Origin of the sequence: Geosporobacter ferrireducens, assembly GCF_001750685.1 — a bacterium.
Classification (GTDB): Bacteria; Bacillota; Clostridia; order Peptostreptococcales; family Thermotaleaceae; genus Geosporobacter; species Geosporobacter ferrireducens.
Genome location: NZ_CP017269.1, coordinates 611,626 through 628,392, shown reverse-complemented (window position 1 = coordinate 628,392; position 16,767 = coordinate 611,626). Strand labels below are relative to the sequence as shown.

Here is a 16,767-nt window from a genome sequence, read left to right as displayed (position 1 = left end):
TGTAAGCTTTAAAAAAGCATGTATTCAGGAGCATTACAGTAAATGAACTAAAACTCATTATTAAGCAGATGAGCAAGTGATGCAGATAAAAATGAGAAATAAGGACTAATTCCTTCGGACGAAAATGAGTAGGATAGATCATTGATACATGTTGGTAACTCCTGTAATGTAAGATGTAAAGCATAATTAACTAAAGAGGAGGATACCTATGCAGAGATTTAGGTACTTAATGGTTTTTGTTTTGACTTTTGCAATGCTTTTGGCTTATCCTACATATTCCTTGGCAAAGCCCCAAAATACAGACAAGGGAACAGGTAAAAACCAAAATCTAGAGAATAAGAATAATGAAAAAGCAAATCAAAAAAGTGCAGCGGTGAGGGAAGAAACAGAAGAGTCGCAAGAAGAAATTGATCCGCAAGATAGAAACAAAAAAGCTGAAAAGAATGAGATGAAAACTAGTGTTAAAGAATTGAGAGAAACTGCTAAAAATGCTTATTCCACTGAAGAAATAGAGAAAATACAGGAGCGAATCACAGAGATTAAAACAAGTTATCCAGATATAAAAATCCTCCCCATCGAAAATATCGTTTCGAAAAATATGAAAATGAAATTTGATATACCGCCTGTTATTAAGGACGGCAGAACATTAATTCCTGTCAGAGCATTAACAGAAGCTTTTGGAGCAACGGTAAACTGGAATAGTGATACGAAAGAAGTAACAATTATCAAAGGTGATGGAGAGATAATTTTAAAAATAGACAGCAAAATTGCCTATGTTAATGGACAAGAGGTGGCGATTGACGCTCCAGCAGAGATTGTGAATAAAAGAACCGTAATTCCTCTGCGTTTCATTGTTGAAAGCTTGGGACTAACCGTAGACTGGGATGAAGAAGCTGAAACAATCGAAATAATAGATGAAACAGAAGGTGAAATTGCTGAGTCTGAAGATTTATTGAATGGGGAAAGCCAGCCTGAAGAAGTATTAAATGATGAACCGGAAGAATTCGTCGAGGACAATAGCATAGCTACAGACTAGAGCAAATTCTTTGGTCACATAGTTATCGAAATTCTTATCCTGCATGAGTCCCTGTTCTAACAAAATATCCTTCGTTTCTCCAGACGGCTTTGTCATTTCATAGCAGGATTCCATCAATTCTCGCAGACCTGCTTTGCCTAAAATCGGTTCAAGGATCTTCATTTCCTCATCATCAAAGCCTTGACTCATTACAGCTTCTTCTTCCCAAACATCTTTTGAAGTAATAAAGACTGCAGACCCATCAGCGGTTTCTACCATTGAAAATAGAAAATCATTACCATCCATCATTGATTCACTCCTAAAATCCAGAATACTTTTTTGTAATTATATTATAAATATATGCAAGTTTTTGATTTTTATAGATCGTGGTGAAATTTGGAAAATGAGTAAAGCTCAAAATCGAGGATTGTCAATTTTGAGCTTTTGCTGTATGTTCCTGGGATTTAGCTGTTAAAAATGCGCCTAAAAGAACGACAACACCACCGATGACTTGGAAAATCGTAATAGGGTCGCGAAATAGGGCAATGGATATAAGAATCGCAAAAAGCGGTTCGGCCATACTTAAAATAGAAGCATGGGTAGGACCTAACAACTCCATCCCTTTGAAAAAAGTAAATATAGCTAGAATTGTAGAAAAAAGAGAAAGTCCTAAAATCCAAATCCATGCACTTGCTTCAAAGTGAAAAGAAAGATCTCCAGAAAATATTCCTAATAAGAAAATTCCTATGGAAGAAAACAATGTAATAAAAGCAGTTGCAATAAGAGAAGGGATTTTTCTAATGATCCTGTTTCCTACTACTATATAGATAGAGTAAATCAGCGCAGCGCTTAGTGCAAGAAGAACACCAAAGCGACTTACTGTTCCAATCGAAGTGCCGAGTACCAGAATAAGTCCAACAAAAGAAATACCTAAGGAAAAGATTACTTTCTTCGAAGGAGTTTCCCGATCTATTAAAAATGATAGTATAGAAACCATCATAGGGTAGGTATATAATATTAAAACTGCCAATGCTGCAGGAATATATTTAACCGATGAGAAGTAGAGATTAGACATTGTGTTATAACATATACCACCTAGCAGGAAGAGCGAAAAATAATCCTTTCCTGAGAGCAATAGGGGTATTTTTTTAAAAAATATATACAGAAAGAAAAGCGCAGAAGCTAAGGCAAAACGAATAAAAAGAAGTGTTGTGACACTAATTCCTGTTTGATATGCAAAAAGAGCAAAGGTAGGCATTAAAGCAAATCCCAAAGCAGAAAGCAACACTAGAATTGTACCCTTATAACTGTTCATATATATCCCTGCCTTATTATAAATATTGAACATTTATTCAAAGTAGGTTGTAAATCACTGGAGACCAACCAGATTTTGATTGAAGTTCTATTTCATTATAATGTAAATCCACGTCGAATACAATTACATAGGATTTCAAAGATTGGAGAGTCTATCATTATAGCGTCTATACGGTGGGGGTAGAATATTAGAATTGGAAGTAATTACCATTTGACTGGAACTGAAATTGGTGGTAAGATAAATCTTGTCGTCACTGCCGAAGATTAACAAAAACTGGTGGTTGACGGGAGTGCAAGAAGATGATAAGATATTCTTTGTCGTCGCCGAAAGAAAGGTACTAAAAACTACCAAGAAAAACGGTGTTGACATAAGATGAGAAATGTGGTAATATATTTAAGTCGGTGTCACTAAGACGCCAAAGCAAATTGGTCTTTGAAAACTAAACAGTGTAAGAATTAAAGCCAGCAAATATAGCGCGTAAGCGCAAACCCGTTCAATATAATTTGAACGAAGCGAGCATTTTTATTTGAGAGTTTGATCCTGGCTCAGGATGAACGCTGGCGGCGTGCCTAACACATGCAAGTCGAGCGGGATTGTGGAGTAGCTTGCTACGAAGCAATCTAGCGGCGGACGGGTGAGTAACGCGTGGGCAACCTGCCCTATACAGGGGGATAACACACCGAAAGGTGTGCTAATACCCCATAACACCGATGCTTCGCATGGAGAGTCGGTCAAAGATTTATCGGTATAGGATGGGCCCGCGTCTGATTAGCTAGTTGGTGAGGTAAAGGCTCACCAAGGCGACGATCAGTAGCCGACCTGAGAGGGTGATCGGCCACACTGGAACTGAGACACGGTCCAGACTCCTACGGGAGGCAGCAGTGGGGAATATTGCACAATGGGGGAAACCCTGATGCAGCAACGCCGCGTGAGCGATGAAGGCCTTCGGGTCGTAAAGCTCTGTCCTAAGGGAAGAAGAATGACGGTACCTTAGGAGGAAGCCCCGGCTAACTACGTGCCAGCAGCCGCGGTAATACGTAGGGGGCAAGCGTTATCCGGAATCACTGGGCGTAAAGGGTGCGTAGGCGGCCGATAAAGTCTGGGGTGAAAGGCTACGGCTTAACCGTAGTAAGCCTTGGAAACTTATTGGCTTGAGTGCAGGAGAGGTAAGTGGAATTCCTAGTGTAGCGGTGAAATGCGTAGATATTAGGAGGAACACCAGTGGCGAAGGCGACTTACTGGACTGTAACTGACGCTGAGGCACGAAAGCGTGGGGAGCGAACAGGATTAGATACCCTGGTAGTCCACGCCGTAAACGATGAGTGCTAGGTGTCGGGGGCGACAGCCCTCGGTGCCGCAGCTAACGCATTAAGCACTCCGCCTGGGGAGTACGCTCGCAAGAGTGAAACTCAAAGGAATTGACGGGGACCCGCACAAGCAGCGGAGCATGTGGTTTAATTCGAAGCAACGCGAAGAACCTTACCAGGACTTGACATCCTCCGCATTAGCCGTAACGGGTGAAATCCCTTCGGGGACGGAGAGACAGGTGGTGCATGGTTGTCGTCAGCTCGTGTCGTGAGATGTTGGGTTAAGTCCCGCAACGAGCGCAACCCTTGTCTTTAGTTGCCAGCAGGTGAAGCTGGGCACTCTAGAGAGACTGCCGGGGATAACTCGGAGGAAGGTGGGGATGACGTCAAATCATCATGCCCCTTATGTTCTGGGCTACACACGTGCTACAATGGCTGGTACAACGGGAAGCGAAGGAGTAATCCGGAGCAAATCCTAAAAGCCAGTCTCAGTTCGGATTGTGGGCTGCAACTCGCCCACATGAAGCTGGAGTTGCTAGTAATCGTGGATCAGAATGCCGCGGTGAATGCGTTCCCGGGTCTTGTACACACCGCCCGTCACACCATGGGAGCTCAGGGCACCCGAAGTCAGTGAGCTAACCGAAAGGGAGCAGCTGCCGAAGGTGAAATGAGTGACTGGGGTGAAGTCGTAACAAGGTAGCCGTATCGGAAGGTGCGGCTGGATCACCTCCTTTCTAAGGAGCTAAGGCTTTTTCTTACACTGTCTAGTTTTGAGAGACTAATAGTCTTTCAAAAAGTTGGGGATGTAGCTCAGCTGGGAGAGCACCTGCCTTGCACGCAGGGGGTCAGGAGTTCGATCCTCCTCATCTCCACCAACATGTACCTTGAAAACTGAACAATGAAGAGAGAATCAAAATACAATTTCTGGTCAAGTTATAAAGAGCATAGGGCGAATGCCTTGGCACCAGGAGCCGAAGAAGGACGCGGTAAGCTGCGATAAGTCTCGGGAAGCCGCAAGCAGGCATTGATCCGGGGATTTCCGAATGGGGGAACCCAGCTGGGGTAATACCCAGTTACCCACTACTCAATCCATAGGTAGTGAGGAGGCATACCAGGGGAACTGAAACATCTAAGTACCCTGAGGAAGAGAAAGAAAACTCGATTCCCTAAGTAGCGGCGAGCGAAAGGGGATTAGCCCAAACCAAGAAGATTTCTTCTTGGGGTTGCGGATATACTCGTTAAGAGATGGCAGTTGTAGTCGAAGCGGTCTGGAAAGGCCCACCATAGGAGGTAAGAGTCCTGTAGATGAAACGACTAAAGTCTTGAGTATACTCCAGAGTACCACGAGACACGTGAAACCTTGTGGGAAGCAGGGGGGACCACCCCCCAAGGCTAAATACTACCTGGTGACCGATAGCGTATAGTACCGTGAGGGAAAGGTGAAAAGAACCCCGGGAGGGGAGTGAAAGAGAACCTGAAACCCTATGTTTACAAGCAGTGAAAGTCCTTTATATGGACGATCGCGTACTTTTTGTAGAACGGGCCAACGAGTTACGGTATGCAGCAAGGTTAAGCTGTTATGCAGCGGAGCCGCAGCGAAAGCGAGTCTTAAGAGGGCGTCTTTAGTTGCATGCCGTAGACCCGAAACCGGGTGACCTATCCATGAGCAGGATGAAGCGGAAGTAAAATTTCGTGGAGGTCCGAACCCATGTCTGTTGAAAAAGGCTGGGATGACTTGTGGATAGCGGAGAAATTCCAATCGAACCCGGAGATAGCTGGTTCTCCCCGAAATAGCTTTAGGGCTAGCCTCAAATGAAGAGATGCGGAGGTAGAGCACTGAATAGCCTAGGGGCCCTCATCGGTTACCAAAGCTTATCAAACTCCGAATGCCGTATTCTTATATTTGGGAGTCAGACTACGTGAGATAAGTTTCGTGGTCAAAAGGGAAACAGCCCAGACCGTCAGCTAAGGTCCCAAAGTACAGGTTAAGTGGAAAAGGATGTGGGATTGCACAGACAACTAGGATGTTGGCTTAGAAGCAGCCACTCATTTAAAGAGTGCGTAATAGCTCACTAGTCGAGTGATCCTGCGCCAAAGATGTCCGGGGCTCAAACCTGTCACCGAAGCTACGGCTTGATGTAGAACCAATAGTATTCTTTAGGAAAATCCCTAACGGGATGAAGGACATCTTCGCGAAAGATTTCGAGCTTACCTAAAAGAGCGAGAAAACTTACGCCAAGATCCAAAAAGCTAAAACCTAGAGGGTAGTACTGGTTCTACATCAGGGGTAGGGGAGCATTGTATGCGGGTAGAAGTCACACCGTAAGGAGTGGTGGACTGCATACAAGAGAGAATGTTGGCATGAGTAGCGAGAGGTGGGTGAGAATCCCACCCGTCGAAAACCTAAGGTTTCCTGAGGAAGGTTCGTCCGCTCAGGGTTAGTCGGGACCTAAGCCGAGGACGAAAGTCGTAGGCGATGGACAACAGGTTGAAATTCCTGTACCACCGAAGATTGTTTGAGCAATGGGGTGACACAGGAGGATAGGTCATGCGCACCGTTGGTCGTGTGCGTCTAAGCCCGTAGGGAGTTAGGATAGGCAAATCCGTTCTAACAATCCTAAAAGGTGATGGGGAGTGAAATTTAAGTAGCGAACTGACTGATTCCACACTGTCAAGAAAAGCCTCTAGTTAGATCTAGGTGCCCGTACCGCAAACCGACACAGGTAGGTGAGGAGAGAATCCTAAGACGAGCGAGAGAACTATTGTTAAGGAACTCGGCAAAATGACCCCGTAACTTCGGGAGAAGGGGTGCCACGGTAGGGTGTTAAAGCCCGAGGTGGCCGCAGAGAATAGGCCCAAGCGACTGTTTAACAAAAACACAGGTCTCTGCTAAGTCGAAAGACGATGTATAGGGGCTGACGCCTGCCCGGTGCTGGAAGGTTAAGGGGACGTGTTAACCGCAAGGTGAAGCACTGAACTTAAGCCCCAGTAAACGGCGGCCGTAACTATAACGGTCCTAAGGTAGCGAAATTCCTTGTCGGGTAAGTTCCGACCCGCACGAAAGGCGTAACGATTTGGGCACTGTCTCAACAATAGACTCGGTGAAATTGTAGTACCAGTGAAGATGCTGGTTACCCGCAGCAGGACGGAAAGACCCCGTGGAGCTTTACTGTAGCCTGACACTGGATTTTGGTATTGCATGTACAGGATAGGTGGGAGATTTGGAAGCTTGGACGCCAGTCTAGGTGGAGTCAACCTTGGGATACCACTCTTGTAATACTGGAGTTCTAACCATAAGCCGTGAATCCGGCTTTGGGACACTGTCAGGTGGGCAGTTTGACTGGGGCGGTCGCCTCCCAAAAAGTAACGGAGGCGCCCAAAGGTTCCCTCAGCGCGGTTGGAAATCGCGCGTAGAGTGTAAAGGCAGAAGGGAGCTTGATTGCGAGACGTACAGGTCGAGCAAGGACGAAAGTCGGGCTTAGTGATCCGGTGGTTCCGAGTGGAAGGGCCATCGCTCAACGGATAAAAGCTACCCCGGGGATAACAGGCTTATCTCCCCCAAGAGTCCACATCGACGGGGAGGTTTGGCACCTCGATGTCGGCTCGTCTCATCCTGGGGCTGTAGTAGGTCCCAAGGGTTGGGCTGTTCGCCCATTAAAGAGGCACGCGAGCTGGGTTCAGAACGTCGTGAGACAGTTCGGTCCCTATCCGCTGTGGGCGCAGGAAATTTGAGAGGAGCTGTCCTTAGTACGAGAGGACCGGGATGGACGTACCTCTGGTGTATCAGTTGTTCCGCCAGGAGCACGGCTGAGTAGCTATGTACGGACGGGATAAGCGCTGAAGGCATCTAAGCGCGAAGCCCCCCTCAAGATTAGATTTCCCATCCGCAAGGAGTAAGACCCCAGATAGACTATCTGGTTGATAGGTCGGAGGTGTAAGGGCAGTAATGTCTTCAGCTGACCGATACTAATAGGTCGAGGACTTGACCAAATGTATTTTTTCTCTAACTTCATGGTTCAGTTTTGAGGGTATATTGGATAAATTATCTAGCCTTATACACCTTGACAACACATTAAAATTGTGTTAATATATATCTTGTCCTCGTAAAACAGAGGATTAAACAAATCCAGTGACTACAGCGAAGGGGTCACACCTGTTCCCATACCGAACACAGCAGTTAAGCCCTTCAGCGCTGATGGTACTTAGGCGGAAGCGCCTTGGGAGAGTAGGTCGTTGCTGGTTTGGAAACGTTCCAGAGTAGCTCAATGGTGGAGCACCCGGCTGTTAACCGGTAGGTTGAGGGTTCGAGTCCCCCCTCTGGAGCCAACCCCTTGCCGGGGTGGCGGAACTGGCAGACGCACAGGACTTAAAATCCTGCGGTCCTCAAGACCGTACCGGTTCGATTCCGGTCCCCGGCACCATATATTATCGCGGAGTGGAGCAGCTGGCAGCTCGTCGGGCTCATAACCCGAAGGTCACAGGTTCAAATCCTGTCTCCGCAACCATTAAGGCCCATTGGTCAAGCGGTCAAGACACCGCCCTTTCACGGCGGTAACCCGGGTTCGATTCCCGGATGGGTCACCAATATTAAGGTCGCATAGCTCAGCTGGGAGAGCACCTGCCTTACAAGCAGGGGGTCATAGGTTCGATCCCTATTGCGACCACCATTAAAATGGCCCGGTAGTTCAGTTGGTTAGAATGCCAGCCTGTCACGCTGGAGGTCGAGGGTTCGAGCCCCTTCCGGGTCGCCATTTTTATATTCAATATCATGCTAGTGTGGCTCAACGGTAGAGCAGCTGACTTGTAATCAGCAGGTTGGGGGTTCGATTCCCTTCACTAGCTCCATTTTTCGGAGGAATTCCCGAGCGGCCAAAGGGGGCGGACTGTAAATCCGTTAGCTGAGCTTTCGGTGGTTCGAATCCACCTTCCTCCACCAAACATGCGGAAGTGGCTCAGGGGTAGAGCATCGCCTTGCCAAGGCGAGGGTCGCGAGTTCGAATCTCGTCTTCCGCTCCATTATTTCATGCGGATGTAGTTCAATGGTAGAACTTCAGCCTTCCAAGCTGATAGCGTGGGTTCGATTCCCATCATCCGCTCCATTGTGGGCTCATAGCTCAGTTGGATAGAGCAACGGCCTTCTAAGCCGTGTGTCCGGGGTTCGAATCCCTGTGGGCTCACCACTTTAATATTGGGGTATAGCCAAGTCGGTAAGGCACCAGACTTTGACTCTGGCATTCCGTTGGTTCGAGTCCAGCTACCCCAGCCATTATGACCCATTAGCTCAGCAGGTAGAGCACTTGACTTTTAATCAAGGTGTCCCGCGTTCGAGCCGCGGATGGGTCACCAAAATGAGAAGTGAGGAATCAGAGGTGAGAAGTGAGAAAAGCTTTTTAGGTTTTCTTCAAAGAAGTTACCCTAATTCTGACCTCCGACCTCTAACTTCTAATACGGAGGGGTGTCCGAGCGGTTTAAGGAGCTGGTCTTGAAAACCAGTGACTCCGAAAGGGGCCGTGGGTTCGAATCCCACCCCCTCCGCCAAATGTGGAGAAGTACTCAAGTAGGCTGAAGAGGACGGTTTGCTAAACCGTTAGGCCGGGAAACTGGTGCGAGGGTTCGAATCCCTCCTTCTCCGCCACATTTTAGATTTTTAATACAGGGGTATAGTTCAGTTGGTAGAACAGTGGTCTCCAAAACCACGTGTCGTGGGTTCAAGTCCTGCTACCCCTGCCAATTTCCAATCTAATACCGGGGTGTAGCGCAGTTTGGTAGCGCATCTGGTTTGGGACCAGAGGGCCGCGGGTTCAAATCCTGCCACCCCGACCATAGTATGGGCTTATAGCTCAGGTGGTTAGAGCGCACGCCTGATAAGCGTGAGGTCGGAGGTTCGAGTCCTCCTAAGCCCACCATAGATTGGGGCCTTTAGCTCAGTTGGTTAGAGCGTCCGGCTCATAACCGGTAGGTCCGGGGTTCGAGTCCCTGAAGGCCCACCATTCTCGCCCAGATAGCTCAGTCGGTAGAGCAGGGGACTGAAAATCCCCGTGTCGGTGGTTCGATTCCGCCTCTGGGCACCAGGAAAAAAAGTACAGTGATAATTCGCTGTACTTTTTTATTGTATTCGTTAATATTTTAAAAGGATATACTCTATTAAATGATTTACAAAGTCAATAATTTCTGCAGTTTTTAGGCTATTAGAAACTTTAATTGGAATAATATGCTCTTGAAGTGGCAGATCTAAGGTTTGTTTTGTATAGGGGAATGAAAAGTCAAAGGCATCGATGTATAGGCATTTTACTCCTGAAGAAAGCATTCCGGCATAAAGGGGAATACGAAGCTGATATTGATGGGTCAACTGCTCATAATGAAAGCTATACCCATTTTCGTGGATGATACAATCTTCTAGCGGAGAACCTGTATAATACCCTTCTACTTGTAAAGTATTGGTCTTTATCTTTAGGCTTGAAATATTCCAGATCTGATCAGCTTTGGGCTTTAGAATGAGCGGCATTTGTTCTAGTGCTTGATCGTAGGATACATGATCAATAATCTGCAAGCAGTGGCCTAGATAGTATATATCCTCGTAGTTATGCAGCAATATCTTGTTCTTTAATGCAAGGCTAGGGTTCTTTTCATAGGCTTTATATAATTCTACACTCTCTTTACCAGATATAGTATCTTTTCGATGTATGCCAATACTTTTCTCAACAGATTTTAAGGTGCAGTCGGTTAAATTCAGATGTTGTTGATATTTTCGAGCAAAACGCAATAGGTCAAGATTTTTATATTTATTAATTTGGTAGGTAATCCCATTCTGATGAAACCTTTGATTTAAAAAAGGTATATCAAAAGAATTTCCGTTATAGCTAATTAAAAGATCATATGGACGAATTTTTTCAGAAAACTTGTTTAGCAGCAAAGGCTCATTTTTGCGATGATGGCAAAAATATTGCTCAATGACCGGTTGTCCCTCTTCAATATACATTAATCCAATGAGGATTACCTTTTCATATTTGGCATTGAGACCTGTTGTTTCGATATCAAATACGATAAAACGATGATTTGCATAAAAAGATGTAAAATGCTTCGATAAGGGAAAGATTTCTGTTCGTTTATGTTGTAATATTTCCAAAAAATCACCTCATGTTTATGTCTGGAAAACTATTCTACATATTATGATATACTTTGCGTTCCATAAAAAGCAAGGGAATTCTCTGAGAAACACGGAATATTTACCCCTTGAAAAAATTGAGCTGTTTTATGGTATAATGAATATTGTTATTTGCAGTTAATCAAGAGGCAATCATAAGAGGAGGTTTATTTGTTGGTAAAAAAAGAATTGAAAGATTATAGAAATAAAAGTGAAGGTGAGGTGAATATATCTCCTTTAGCGAAGATTCTTCAGGAACAAAATCAAAATATAGAAAATATATTTTTTGTGGAAATGCTACAAGAAGCGGTCTTGTGCATTGGACAATATGAACATGCACAAATGATGAACAGAGACATTGATGTAAACATTCAGGAAGTCCATCAAAAGACGATTGAAGTGATGTACAATCTTCCTGAATTATTAATAAATGCCGAAAGACAAATAGTGATAAATGAACTTAGGAAACAAGTTATAAGACATATTAAGGTTTTAAATGCCTATTATTATGAATGCAGCTATGTACATGAAATACTAAACGATAGGTTGGGATTGGCTGCCTTTGAAAAGAAAAATCTTCCTAAGCCTGATGCTGAGGCGTTTTATCAGGAAGTTGCGGCTTATTTATCAAAAGATGTAGAAAAGATGTCTTATCGAATTAGTAACCTCTTATCAGTACTTCCCTTCCGTATGACGAAACAGTTCTTTTTAGATAGAGTACATGCTGTACTAGATGAGCATAGAAGCAGAATACCTGCTCATGAGTGGAAAAATACTCTACAGAGTTTCGAAGAACAATTCTACGGCAAGGACTGTGAGGGATATGGCGATGGTTTTCCTTCTGTATGTGATAAGATTGAGGCGCTGGGCAAGCTAGAGTATAAAAAGCTAGATGAAGGACAAATGCAATCTATTGCAAAGGATACATATCAAATCATGCAAAACATTTCTAGACTATGTCATACATTCCAAATCTACGGCCGAATTTTAAATAGAATAATGCTTTTAAAGGAATTACACTTTAAAGACTTACATAGAGAAATCGGTAAGGGAATAAGACTACAAGATGTTTTTGAAGATTTCTGCAATATTATTACCATGAAAAATGTGGAAGAAAACATAAAGAATATTTCCCTGGAACAGCTTTATGAAAGCTGCAGAATACAGAAAGATCAGTTAACAAAGGATATGCAACAACTTGGAGAATATTTTAATAAGGTTGTGGAGAAAGAAAATTTGCTGCAAAACGAAGACATTCAAGTCTTTATCAAAAATTCACAAAAAATTATAGCGATTTCGGATGATCTAAATACGGTTGACATTGATAAAGTAGTTAGTTTAGAGGATAAATCTTCTATATTGGAAAATGATCCTGCTATTTTGAAGAAATTTATAGAATATATGGATGCGCTATTAAAGGATATGTCAGGAGATTTCCGACGCATACGGATGAGACGATTATTTACACTGATACCTATTCCATTCAAATCACCAGAGGAATTTTTCGAGTATGTAAAAAGCTGTATTGAGTTTAATACAGGAAATGCAGAGAAAAACTGGATTATGAATAAGGTGCGAGAGCAGATGAAAACCGAATAAATAAAGCAAGAAATGCATATAAATGTATGATAATAAAGAGCAATTGATTTGATAAAAAATATCTCTCTTTGTCTATTGTGAATAGTATAAATAGAAGGAGGGATTTTTTATGGATTTCTTTAATAAACTAGGTCAGAAGATCTCCGAAGGAGGCAGAGTGCTATCTGATACAACAGATAAGCTTTTGGAGATTGCAGATAATAAACTGGAAATCAATCGTATTGAATCAGAAATTAATGAAATAAAGATGTTTATAGGAGAACTGGTATTTAAAAATTATTTAGGGAATAACGTACCTCCTGCGTTGATTCAAGAAAAATGCGAGGAATTAGAGCGGTTATTTCAAGAGATTGCCCGAATTAGAGGGCGGTTGGATCAAATGAGGGGAGTAACTTATTGCCGTAGATGTGGCGGACAGGTAAAAGGTGGAGAAGGCTTCTGCCAGAATTGTGGATATCGTGTCAATTAAGTGAAAATTACTCTGTTACAAAAGGAGGAAAATGAAGAATTATGTAGAATTATATAGATCATAATTCAGATGTCTATTATATACAATTGAAACAAAGGTAAAGGATGGTGCAGTGAATGAAACGTATTCATATCGATGAATTATGCGAGGGCATGATCCTTGGAGAAGATATCGTTGGTAAATATGATATTGTACTGCTTACGAGTGGAACTATTTTAACAGACAAGCAGATTGACAATTTAAAAAAGATCCACCTCAATTATGTTTATGTTATGGAAACCGATGATGCAAATATAGAAAGTGGTATCAATAATCAAAGCGAGGCTCCATCCGTTATTATTGTGGATCGCAAATTAAATATTGAATATCATAAATCTATGAAGTCATTCAAAGACATGTACCACAATTTAGGACTTGGGAAAAAAATTGAAAAAGAAGTGGTGGATAAATCAGTAAAGCCATTGATTGATGAAGTATTAAGTCATAATAATATCTTAGGTAGATTGAGACAAATTGAAACAGGGGATGCCTATACTTTTAATCATTCAATGGGTGTATGTGTCTTATCTACAATGATAGGAAAATGGTTGGATTATTCATCCAGTGACTTGAATAAACTGGCTACTGCAGCCTTATTGCATGATGTAGGAAAAGGAAAGATTCCCGCTGAAATACTCAATAAGCCAGGTCCGCTGACAACAGAAGAATTTGAGATTATCAAAAAACATTCCGTTTTTGGATATGAAATGGTAAAAGGAACAGAAGGAATCGATCATGATATCTGTTGTGGTATTCTTCAACATCACGAGCGCATGAATGGAAGCGGTTACCCATTTGGAATTAAAGGAGATCGTATTCACGAGTTTGCAAAGATTATTGCCATTGCCGATATCTTTGATGCCATGACTTCAAACAGAGTATATAAAACAAAAGAATCGCCTTTTAAAGTCGCTGAAATATTGGCAGAGAACAGTTTCGCTTCCTTAGATCCTTACATTGCCAATGTGTTTTTGTCCAATATATCTAAGTTCTATGTTGGAAATATCGTGAAATTAAGTACTGGAGAAGTAGGGGAAATCGTATTACTGAATCAACAAATGCCTACAAAGCCTCTAGTCAAAACAGAAAATGGATTTGTTGACCTACTGAAGTTTAAAGAGATTGAAATTGTTGATGTGATTGCATAAAAAAGCAAGGCAGTTTAGATGCCTTGCTTCTATTTATGATATAACCCATGCTCGAAAATGTCTTTTATAGTTTCATGATTTTGTGTTACGCTTAGGGCCAGCATAAGTTTAATTCTTGCTTTTTGCCCTGGAAAATTACCGCCAAAAATCACGCCTAGATTTCTCAAAGACCTACCGGCTCCTTCATAACCATAGGTGTCTAACACCCTTCCCATAGGACATCGGGATACCATTACAACAAGAATACCTTTTTGAATCGCGTACTCAATTCCTTCCATCATCATCGGTGGAACATTTCCTCTTCCCATAGCTTCTAAAACCAATCCCTTTGCACCAGAGTCCACGCAGCACTTGATGAGTCTAGAATCCATTCCAACAACGCATTTAATCAAATCTACATTTGGTTCAATCGTGTCGGTTTCAATATGATGGTGTTTGGTCATGTCTCGATAAAAGATTACTTCATCATTATCTACGATGCCCAGAGGACCGAATTCCATAGATTTAAAGGTATCCAGACTAAGCGTATGGGTTTTAGTGACCTCACTGGCAGCATTGACCTCTGTATTCATTACAACTAAAACACCTCTATTTTTTGCATGATCAGAAATTGCTGTACAAATTGCTGCAGATAAGTTGCTAGGACCATCATAACCGAGTTCAGAGCTGCTTCGCATGGCACCTACCACAATAACCGGTTTTTCAGTATGAATCGTCAAATCAAGCAGGAAAGCGGTTTCTTCAAGGGAGTCTGTACCATGGGTAATGACAACACCCGTGATGTCCTCACGAGATACTAAAGTTTTTACAATCTTTGCTAAATCCATCATCCGGCTAGGTGTCATATGAGGTCCAGGAATTTGATCAAAATTTACAATTTCTATATCAGCAAACTTATCTATGTTTGTGACCATGGACATTATTTCTTCACTGGATAGCGCTGGAATTGCAGCAGCTATCCTAGGATCAATCTTCATGGAGATTGTCCCACCAGTAAAAACAACAGCTACTTTATGGGTATTGGCCATATTGATTCCTCCTGCATTTTTTATCATATCTATATTAAGGATATAAATTTTTTATTACATTGTCAACGACCAATATATTTTGAGATGGCTATGACAGATAATGGGATTTCGAAAAAAGACATAGTGATTTATAAATTTAACCTAATATAACAAGAAGCCCTCACCTCTAAGCATTAGCGTAGGTGGTGAGGGTATGCCACAATAAATCATTTATAAGTAACCAGGATTTCTCGTGTTTCGATTCGTTCTTCATTTAGATATATTTCAATTCTATAGCTGCCAATATACCAGCCACTTGCAGGCGCTTGAAGCCAAAAATGTACTGTATCGCTTCCAGAAATATCAATAGAGGCCACATGGAATGGCTCTTGATCTACTGAACCATAAAACCACTTTGCAGTTAGTTTAGATTCTTTTGGGAGGTTTTCAAACTGAAGCAGGCTATGAATTTCGGGAGAATCTACATAAAAAGTTGCTGTAGGTTCAATTGGTTGAAATCTTTCACCGACTTTTCTACAGGTTATTAGAGGATGTATTGCAGCGGCAGTACTAGTTTCTTGGGAACGTGTATTCATAGTATTGTATAGAAAATAGGATAATGTAATAATGAGCAAAATTGAAAAAATCAATCGATATTTTTTAAAAGTATGCATAATATTCACTCCCCTGATTACTTTTTGTTTACAATATAAATTGCCCTTTTTCTATGATATTCCTAATTTGGAATAAATATTATGAAAACCAACAAAAATACCAGTCCTCGGGGACCGGTATTTTTGTTGGTTTACGTTCAAAAGGGGTATTGGGAATAGAGATTATATTATAGAGGTTACCAGGGGGATAACCACTAAACAAATTATAACAAAATACGACAAGGTTTACAATATATTTATGAAAAATATTTATAAAAAAGTTTTTAAAAATATATGAATTTTATATGATGTGAATATATCAAATGAGATAAAATATCTATTTAAATATTACAGATTTTTATATTATAATGAAATAGTAAATTATGTTAATAGGGGTGATAGAATGAACAGGGAAAGTATTGAGCAAACATTAAAAAGTTTTCGGCAGAATCGAATGGATGCGGTCTATTTTGATACAGCAGATGAAGCAAAAGATTACATACTAAAGTCTGTAGCAAAAGAACAGTGTGTTGGAATTGGGGGTTCTATTACGATTCAAAATATGAACCTGCACCATGACCTAATGGAACAGGGAAACGAAGTGGTATGGCACTGGTTAGAAACGACACCGGAGGGTAAAAAAGCAGCGCTAGAAAAAGCAGGAAAAGCAGACCTGTACTTAACAAGTGCAAATGCAATAACGTTGACGGGTGAGATTATCAACGTTGATGGTGTTGGTAATCGTGTTGCTACTATGATCTATGGACCTAAAAAAGTAATGATTGTATGTGGCATCAATAAAATTTGTAATGACATGGTAGATGCTTTGGATCGTCTGCGAAAACAAGCTGCTCCTCCGAATGCGAAGCGATTGAATCTCAAGACCCCCTGTAGTGTTACTGGCGAATGTATAGACTGTAATTCTCCTCAAAGAATATGCAATGTAACCACGATTATCCATAAAAAGCCTATGCAGACAGAAATGGAAGTAGTTTTAATCGGAGAAAGCCTAGGATATTGATATGAAAAACGGGAATAATGCACATTGAGTGCATTATTTTTTTTATTTAT

Annotated in this window: 10 protein-coding genes, 21 tRNA genes and 3 rRNA genes; 29 read left to right on the top strand and 5 right to left on the bottom strand. The window is 42.0% G+C overall.

The features are described from left to right. Positions 1-208: 208 nt before the first annotated feature. Positions 209-1,036 carry a copper amine oxidase N-terminal domain-containing protein gene (locus Gferi_RS28740; protein WP_069974256.1) on the top strand — a complete coding sequence of 276 codons (828 nt, stop codon included), beginning with the start codon at positions 209-211 and terminating at the stop codon, positions 1,034-1,036. On the opposite strand, the gene Gferi_RS03255 is transcribed toward Gferi_RS28740, so the two are convergent. Together Gferi_RS03255 and Gferi_RS03250 are read right to left on the bottom strand one after the other, a co-directional pair. Beyond that, on the bottom strand, positions 983-1,324 hold the full coding sequence (locus Gferi_RS03255) for a hypothetical protein (RefSeq protein ID WP_069974255.1): 342 nt from the start codon (positions 1,322-1,324) through the stop codon (positions 983-985). The two genes, Gferi_RS28740 and Gferi_RS03255, sit on opposite strands and share 54 nt — an antisense overlap. A gap of 121 nt (positions 1,325-1,445) precedes the next feature. Further along, on the bottom strand, positions 1,446-2,330 hold the full coding sequence (locus tag Gferi_RS03250) for a DMT family transporter (RefSeq protein ID WP_069974254.1): 885 nt from the start codon (positions 2,328-2,330) through the stop codon (positions 1,446-1,448). A gap of 522 nt (positions 2,331-2,852) precedes the next feature. On the opposite strand from Gferi_RS03250, the gene Gferi_RS03245 reads away from it, so the two are divergent. The 24 genes from Gferi_RS03245 to Gferi_RS03130 all read left to right on the top strand — a co-directional run bounded on the left by Gferi_RS03245 (position 2,853) and on the right by Gferi_RS03130 (position 9,708). Beyond that, positions 2,853-4,371, top strand: a 16S ribosomal RNA gene (locus tag Gferi_RS03245). Between the two features lie 65 nt (positions 4,372-4,436). Next, a tRNA-Ala gene (locus Gferi_RS03240) sits at positions 4,437-4,512 on the top strand. 51 nt (positions 4,513-4,563) lie between these two features. Next, positions 4,564-7,627, top strand: a 23S ribosomal RNA gene (locus Gferi_RS03235). A gap of 135 nt (positions 7,628-7,762) precedes the next feature. Beyond that, positions 7,763-7,879 (top strand): 5S ribosomal RNA (rrf, locus tag Gferi_RS03230). The 16S, 23S and 5S rRNA genes sit together here with 21 tRNA genes alongside, the layout of an rRNA operon. Before the next feature lie 9 nt (positions 7,880-7,888). Continuing rightward, positions 7,889-7,963: transfer RNA gene (locus Gferi_RS03225), tRNA-Asn, on the top strand. A gap of 7 nt (positions 7,964-7,970) precedes the next feature. After that, positions 7,971-8,058 (top strand) — tRNA-Leu (locus Gferi_RS03220). Positions 8,059-8,066: 8 nt separating this feature from the next. Further along, a tRNA-Met gene (locus Gferi_RS03215) sits at positions 8,067-8,142 on the top strand. Positions 8,143-8,146: 4 nt separating this feature from the next. Beyond that, positions 8,147-8,221: transfer RNA gene (locus Gferi_RS03210), tRNA-Glu, on the top strand. Positions 8,222-8,228: 7 nt separating this feature from the next. Continuing rightward, a tRNA-Val gene (locus Gferi_RS03205) sits at positions 8,229-8,304 on the top strand. A 7-nt stretch (positions 8,305-8,311) separates the two neighbouring features. Beyond that, positions 8,312-8,388, top strand: a tRNA-Asp gene (locus Gferi_RS03200). 19 nt (positions 8,389-8,407) lie between these two features. Beyond that, positions 8,408-8,482: transfer RNA gene (locus Gferi_RS03195), tRNA-Thr, on the top strand. 6 nt (positions 8,483-8,488) lie between these two features. Further along, positions 8,489-8,573, top strand: a tRNA-Tyr gene (locus Gferi_RS03190). A 5-nt stretch (positions 8,574-8,578) separates the two neighbouring features. After that, positions 8,579-8,653 (top strand) — tRNA-Gly (locus tag Gferi_RS03185). 9 nt (positions 8,654-8,662) lie between these two features. After that, positions 8,663-8,736, top strand: a tRNA-Gly gene (locus tag Gferi_RS03180). 4 nt (positions 8,737-8,740) lie between these two features. Beyond that, positions 8,741-8,817, top strand: a tRNA-Arg gene (locus tag Gferi_RS03175). Positions 8,818-8,826: 9 nt separating this feature from the next. Then, positions 8,827-8,903: transfer RNA gene (locus Gferi_RS03170), tRNA-Gln, on the top strand. A 4-nt stretch (positions 8,904-8,907) separates the two neighbouring features. After that, positions 8,908-8,983, top strand: a tRNA-Lys gene (locus Gferi_RS03165). Positions 8,984-9,086: 103 nt separating this feature from the next. After that, positions 9,087-9,175: transfer RNA gene (locus Gferi_RS03160), tRNA-Ser, on the top strand. Between the two features lie 5 nt (positions 9,176-9,180). Continuing rightward, a tRNA-Ser gene (locus tag Gferi_RS03155) sits at positions 9,181-9,272 on the top strand. 19 nt (positions 9,273-9,291) lie between these two features. Then, positions 9,292-9,367, top strand: a tRNA-Trp gene (locus Gferi_RS03150). Positions 9,368-9,383: 16 nt separating this feature from the next. Beyond that, positions 9,384-9,460, top strand: a tRNA-Pro gene (locus tag Gferi_RS03145). A gap of 6 nt (positions 9,461-9,466) precedes the next feature. Beyond that, a tRNA-Ile gene (locus Gferi_RS03140) sits at positions 9,467-9,543 on the top strand. Positions 9,544-9,550: 7 nt separating this feature from the next. Beyond that, a tRNA-Ile gene (locus Gferi_RS03135) sits at positions 9,551-9,627 on the top strand. A gap of 5 nt (positions 9,628-9,632) precedes the next feature. After that, a tRNA-Phe gene (locus Gferi_RS03130) sits at positions 9,633-9,708 on the top strand. 47 nt (positions 9,709-9,755) lie between these two features. Here the strand turns inward: Gferi_RS03130 and Gferi_RS03125 are convergent. Continuing rightward, positions 9,756-10,763, bottom strand: coding sequence for a ribonuclease H-like domain-containing protein (locus tag Gferi_RS03125; protein WP_069974253.1), 1,008 nt, complete (start codon positions 10,761-10,763; stop codon positions 9,756-9,758). 192 nt (positions 10,764-10,955) lie between these two features. Here Gferi_RS03125 and Gferi_RS03120 point away from each other — a divergent pair, with 192 nt between their 5' ends. The 3 genes from Gferi_RS03120 to Gferi_RS03110 all read left to right on the top strand — a co-directional run bounded on the left by Gferi_RS03120 (position 10,956) and on the right by Gferi_RS03110 (position 14,036). Continuing rightward, positions 10,956-12,380 carry a hypothetical protein gene (locus tag Gferi_RS03120; protein WP_069974252.1) on the top strand — a complete coding sequence of 475 codons (1,425 nt, stop codon included), beginning with the start codon at positions 10,956-10,958 and terminating at the stop codon, positions 12,378-12,380. A 109-nt stretch (positions 12,381-12,489) separates the two neighbouring features. Continuing rightward, a complete protein-coding gene (locus Gferi_RS03115; RefSeq protein ID WP_069974251.1) occupies positions 12,490-12,849 on the top strand; it encodes a hypothetical protein in 360 nt (119 codons plus the stop codon). A 116-nt stretch (positions 12,850-12,965) separates the two neighbouring features. Next, positions 12,966-14,036: an HD-GYP domain-containing protein gene (locus Gferi_RS03110; RefSeq protein WP_069974250.1), complete on the top strand. Its 1,071-nt coding sequence runs from the start codon at positions 12,966-12,968 to the stop codon at positions 14,034-14,036. A 29-nt stretch (positions 14,037-14,065) separates the two neighbouring features. On the opposite strand, the gene Gferi_RS03105 is transcribed toward Gferi_RS03110, so the two are convergent. Together Gferi_RS03105 and Gferi_RS03100 are read right to left on the bottom strand one after the other, a co-directional pair. Then, a complete protein-coding gene (locus Gferi_RS03105) occupies positions 14,066-15,064 on the bottom strand; it encodes an asparaginase (protein ID WP_069974249.1) in 999 nt (332 codons plus the stop codon). A 206-nt stretch (positions 15,065-15,270) separates the two neighbouring features. Further along, a complete protein-coding gene (locus tag Gferi_RS03100; RefSeq protein ID WP_069974248.1) occupies positions 15,271-15,717 on the bottom strand; it encodes a hypothetical protein in 447 nt (148 codons plus the stop codon). 382 nt (positions 15,718-16,099) lie between these two features. On the opposite strand from Gferi_RS03100, the gene Gferi_RS03095 reads away from it, so the two are divergent. Beyond that, positions 16,100-16,717, top strand: coding sequence for a lactate utilization protein (locus Gferi_RS03095; protein ID WP_069974247.1), 618 nt, complete (start codon positions 16,100-16,102; stop codon positions 16,715-16,717). The last annotated feature ends 50 nt before the right edge of the window (positions 16,718-16,767 follow it).

Coding starts and splice junctions, on each gene's coding strand:
- Gferi_RS03250 (WP_069974254.1), bottom strand. CDS start 2,330: ATGAACAGTTATAAGGGTACAATTCTAGTGTTGCTTTCTGCTTTGGGA.
- Gferi_RS28740 (WP_069974256.1), top strand. CDS start 209: ATGCAGAGATTTAGGTACTTAATGGTTTTTGTTTTGACTTTTGCAATG.
- Gferi_RS03115 (WP_069974251.1), top strand. CDS start 12,490: ATGGATTTCTTTAATAAACTAGGTCAGAAGATCTCCGAAGGAGGCAGA.
- Gferi_RS03100 (WP_069974248.1), bottom strand. CDS start 15,717: ATGCATACTTTTAAAAAATATCGATTGATTTTTTCAATTTTGCTCATT.
- Gferi_RS03105 (WP_069974249.1), bottom strand. CDS start 15,064: ATGGCCAATACCCATAAAGTAGCTGTTGTTTTTACTGGTGGGACAATC.
- Gferi_RS03255 (WP_069974255.1), bottom strand. CDS start 1,324: ATGATGGATGGTAATGATTTTCTATTTTCAATGGTAGAAACCGCTGAT.
- Gferi_RS03095 (WP_069974247.1), top strand. CDS start 16,100: ATGAACAGGGAAAGTATTGAGCAAACATTAAAAAGTTTTCGGCAGAAT.
- Gferi_RS03110 (WP_069974250.1), top strand. CDS start 12,966: ATGAAACGTATTCATATCGATGAATTATGCGAGGGCATGATCCTTGGA.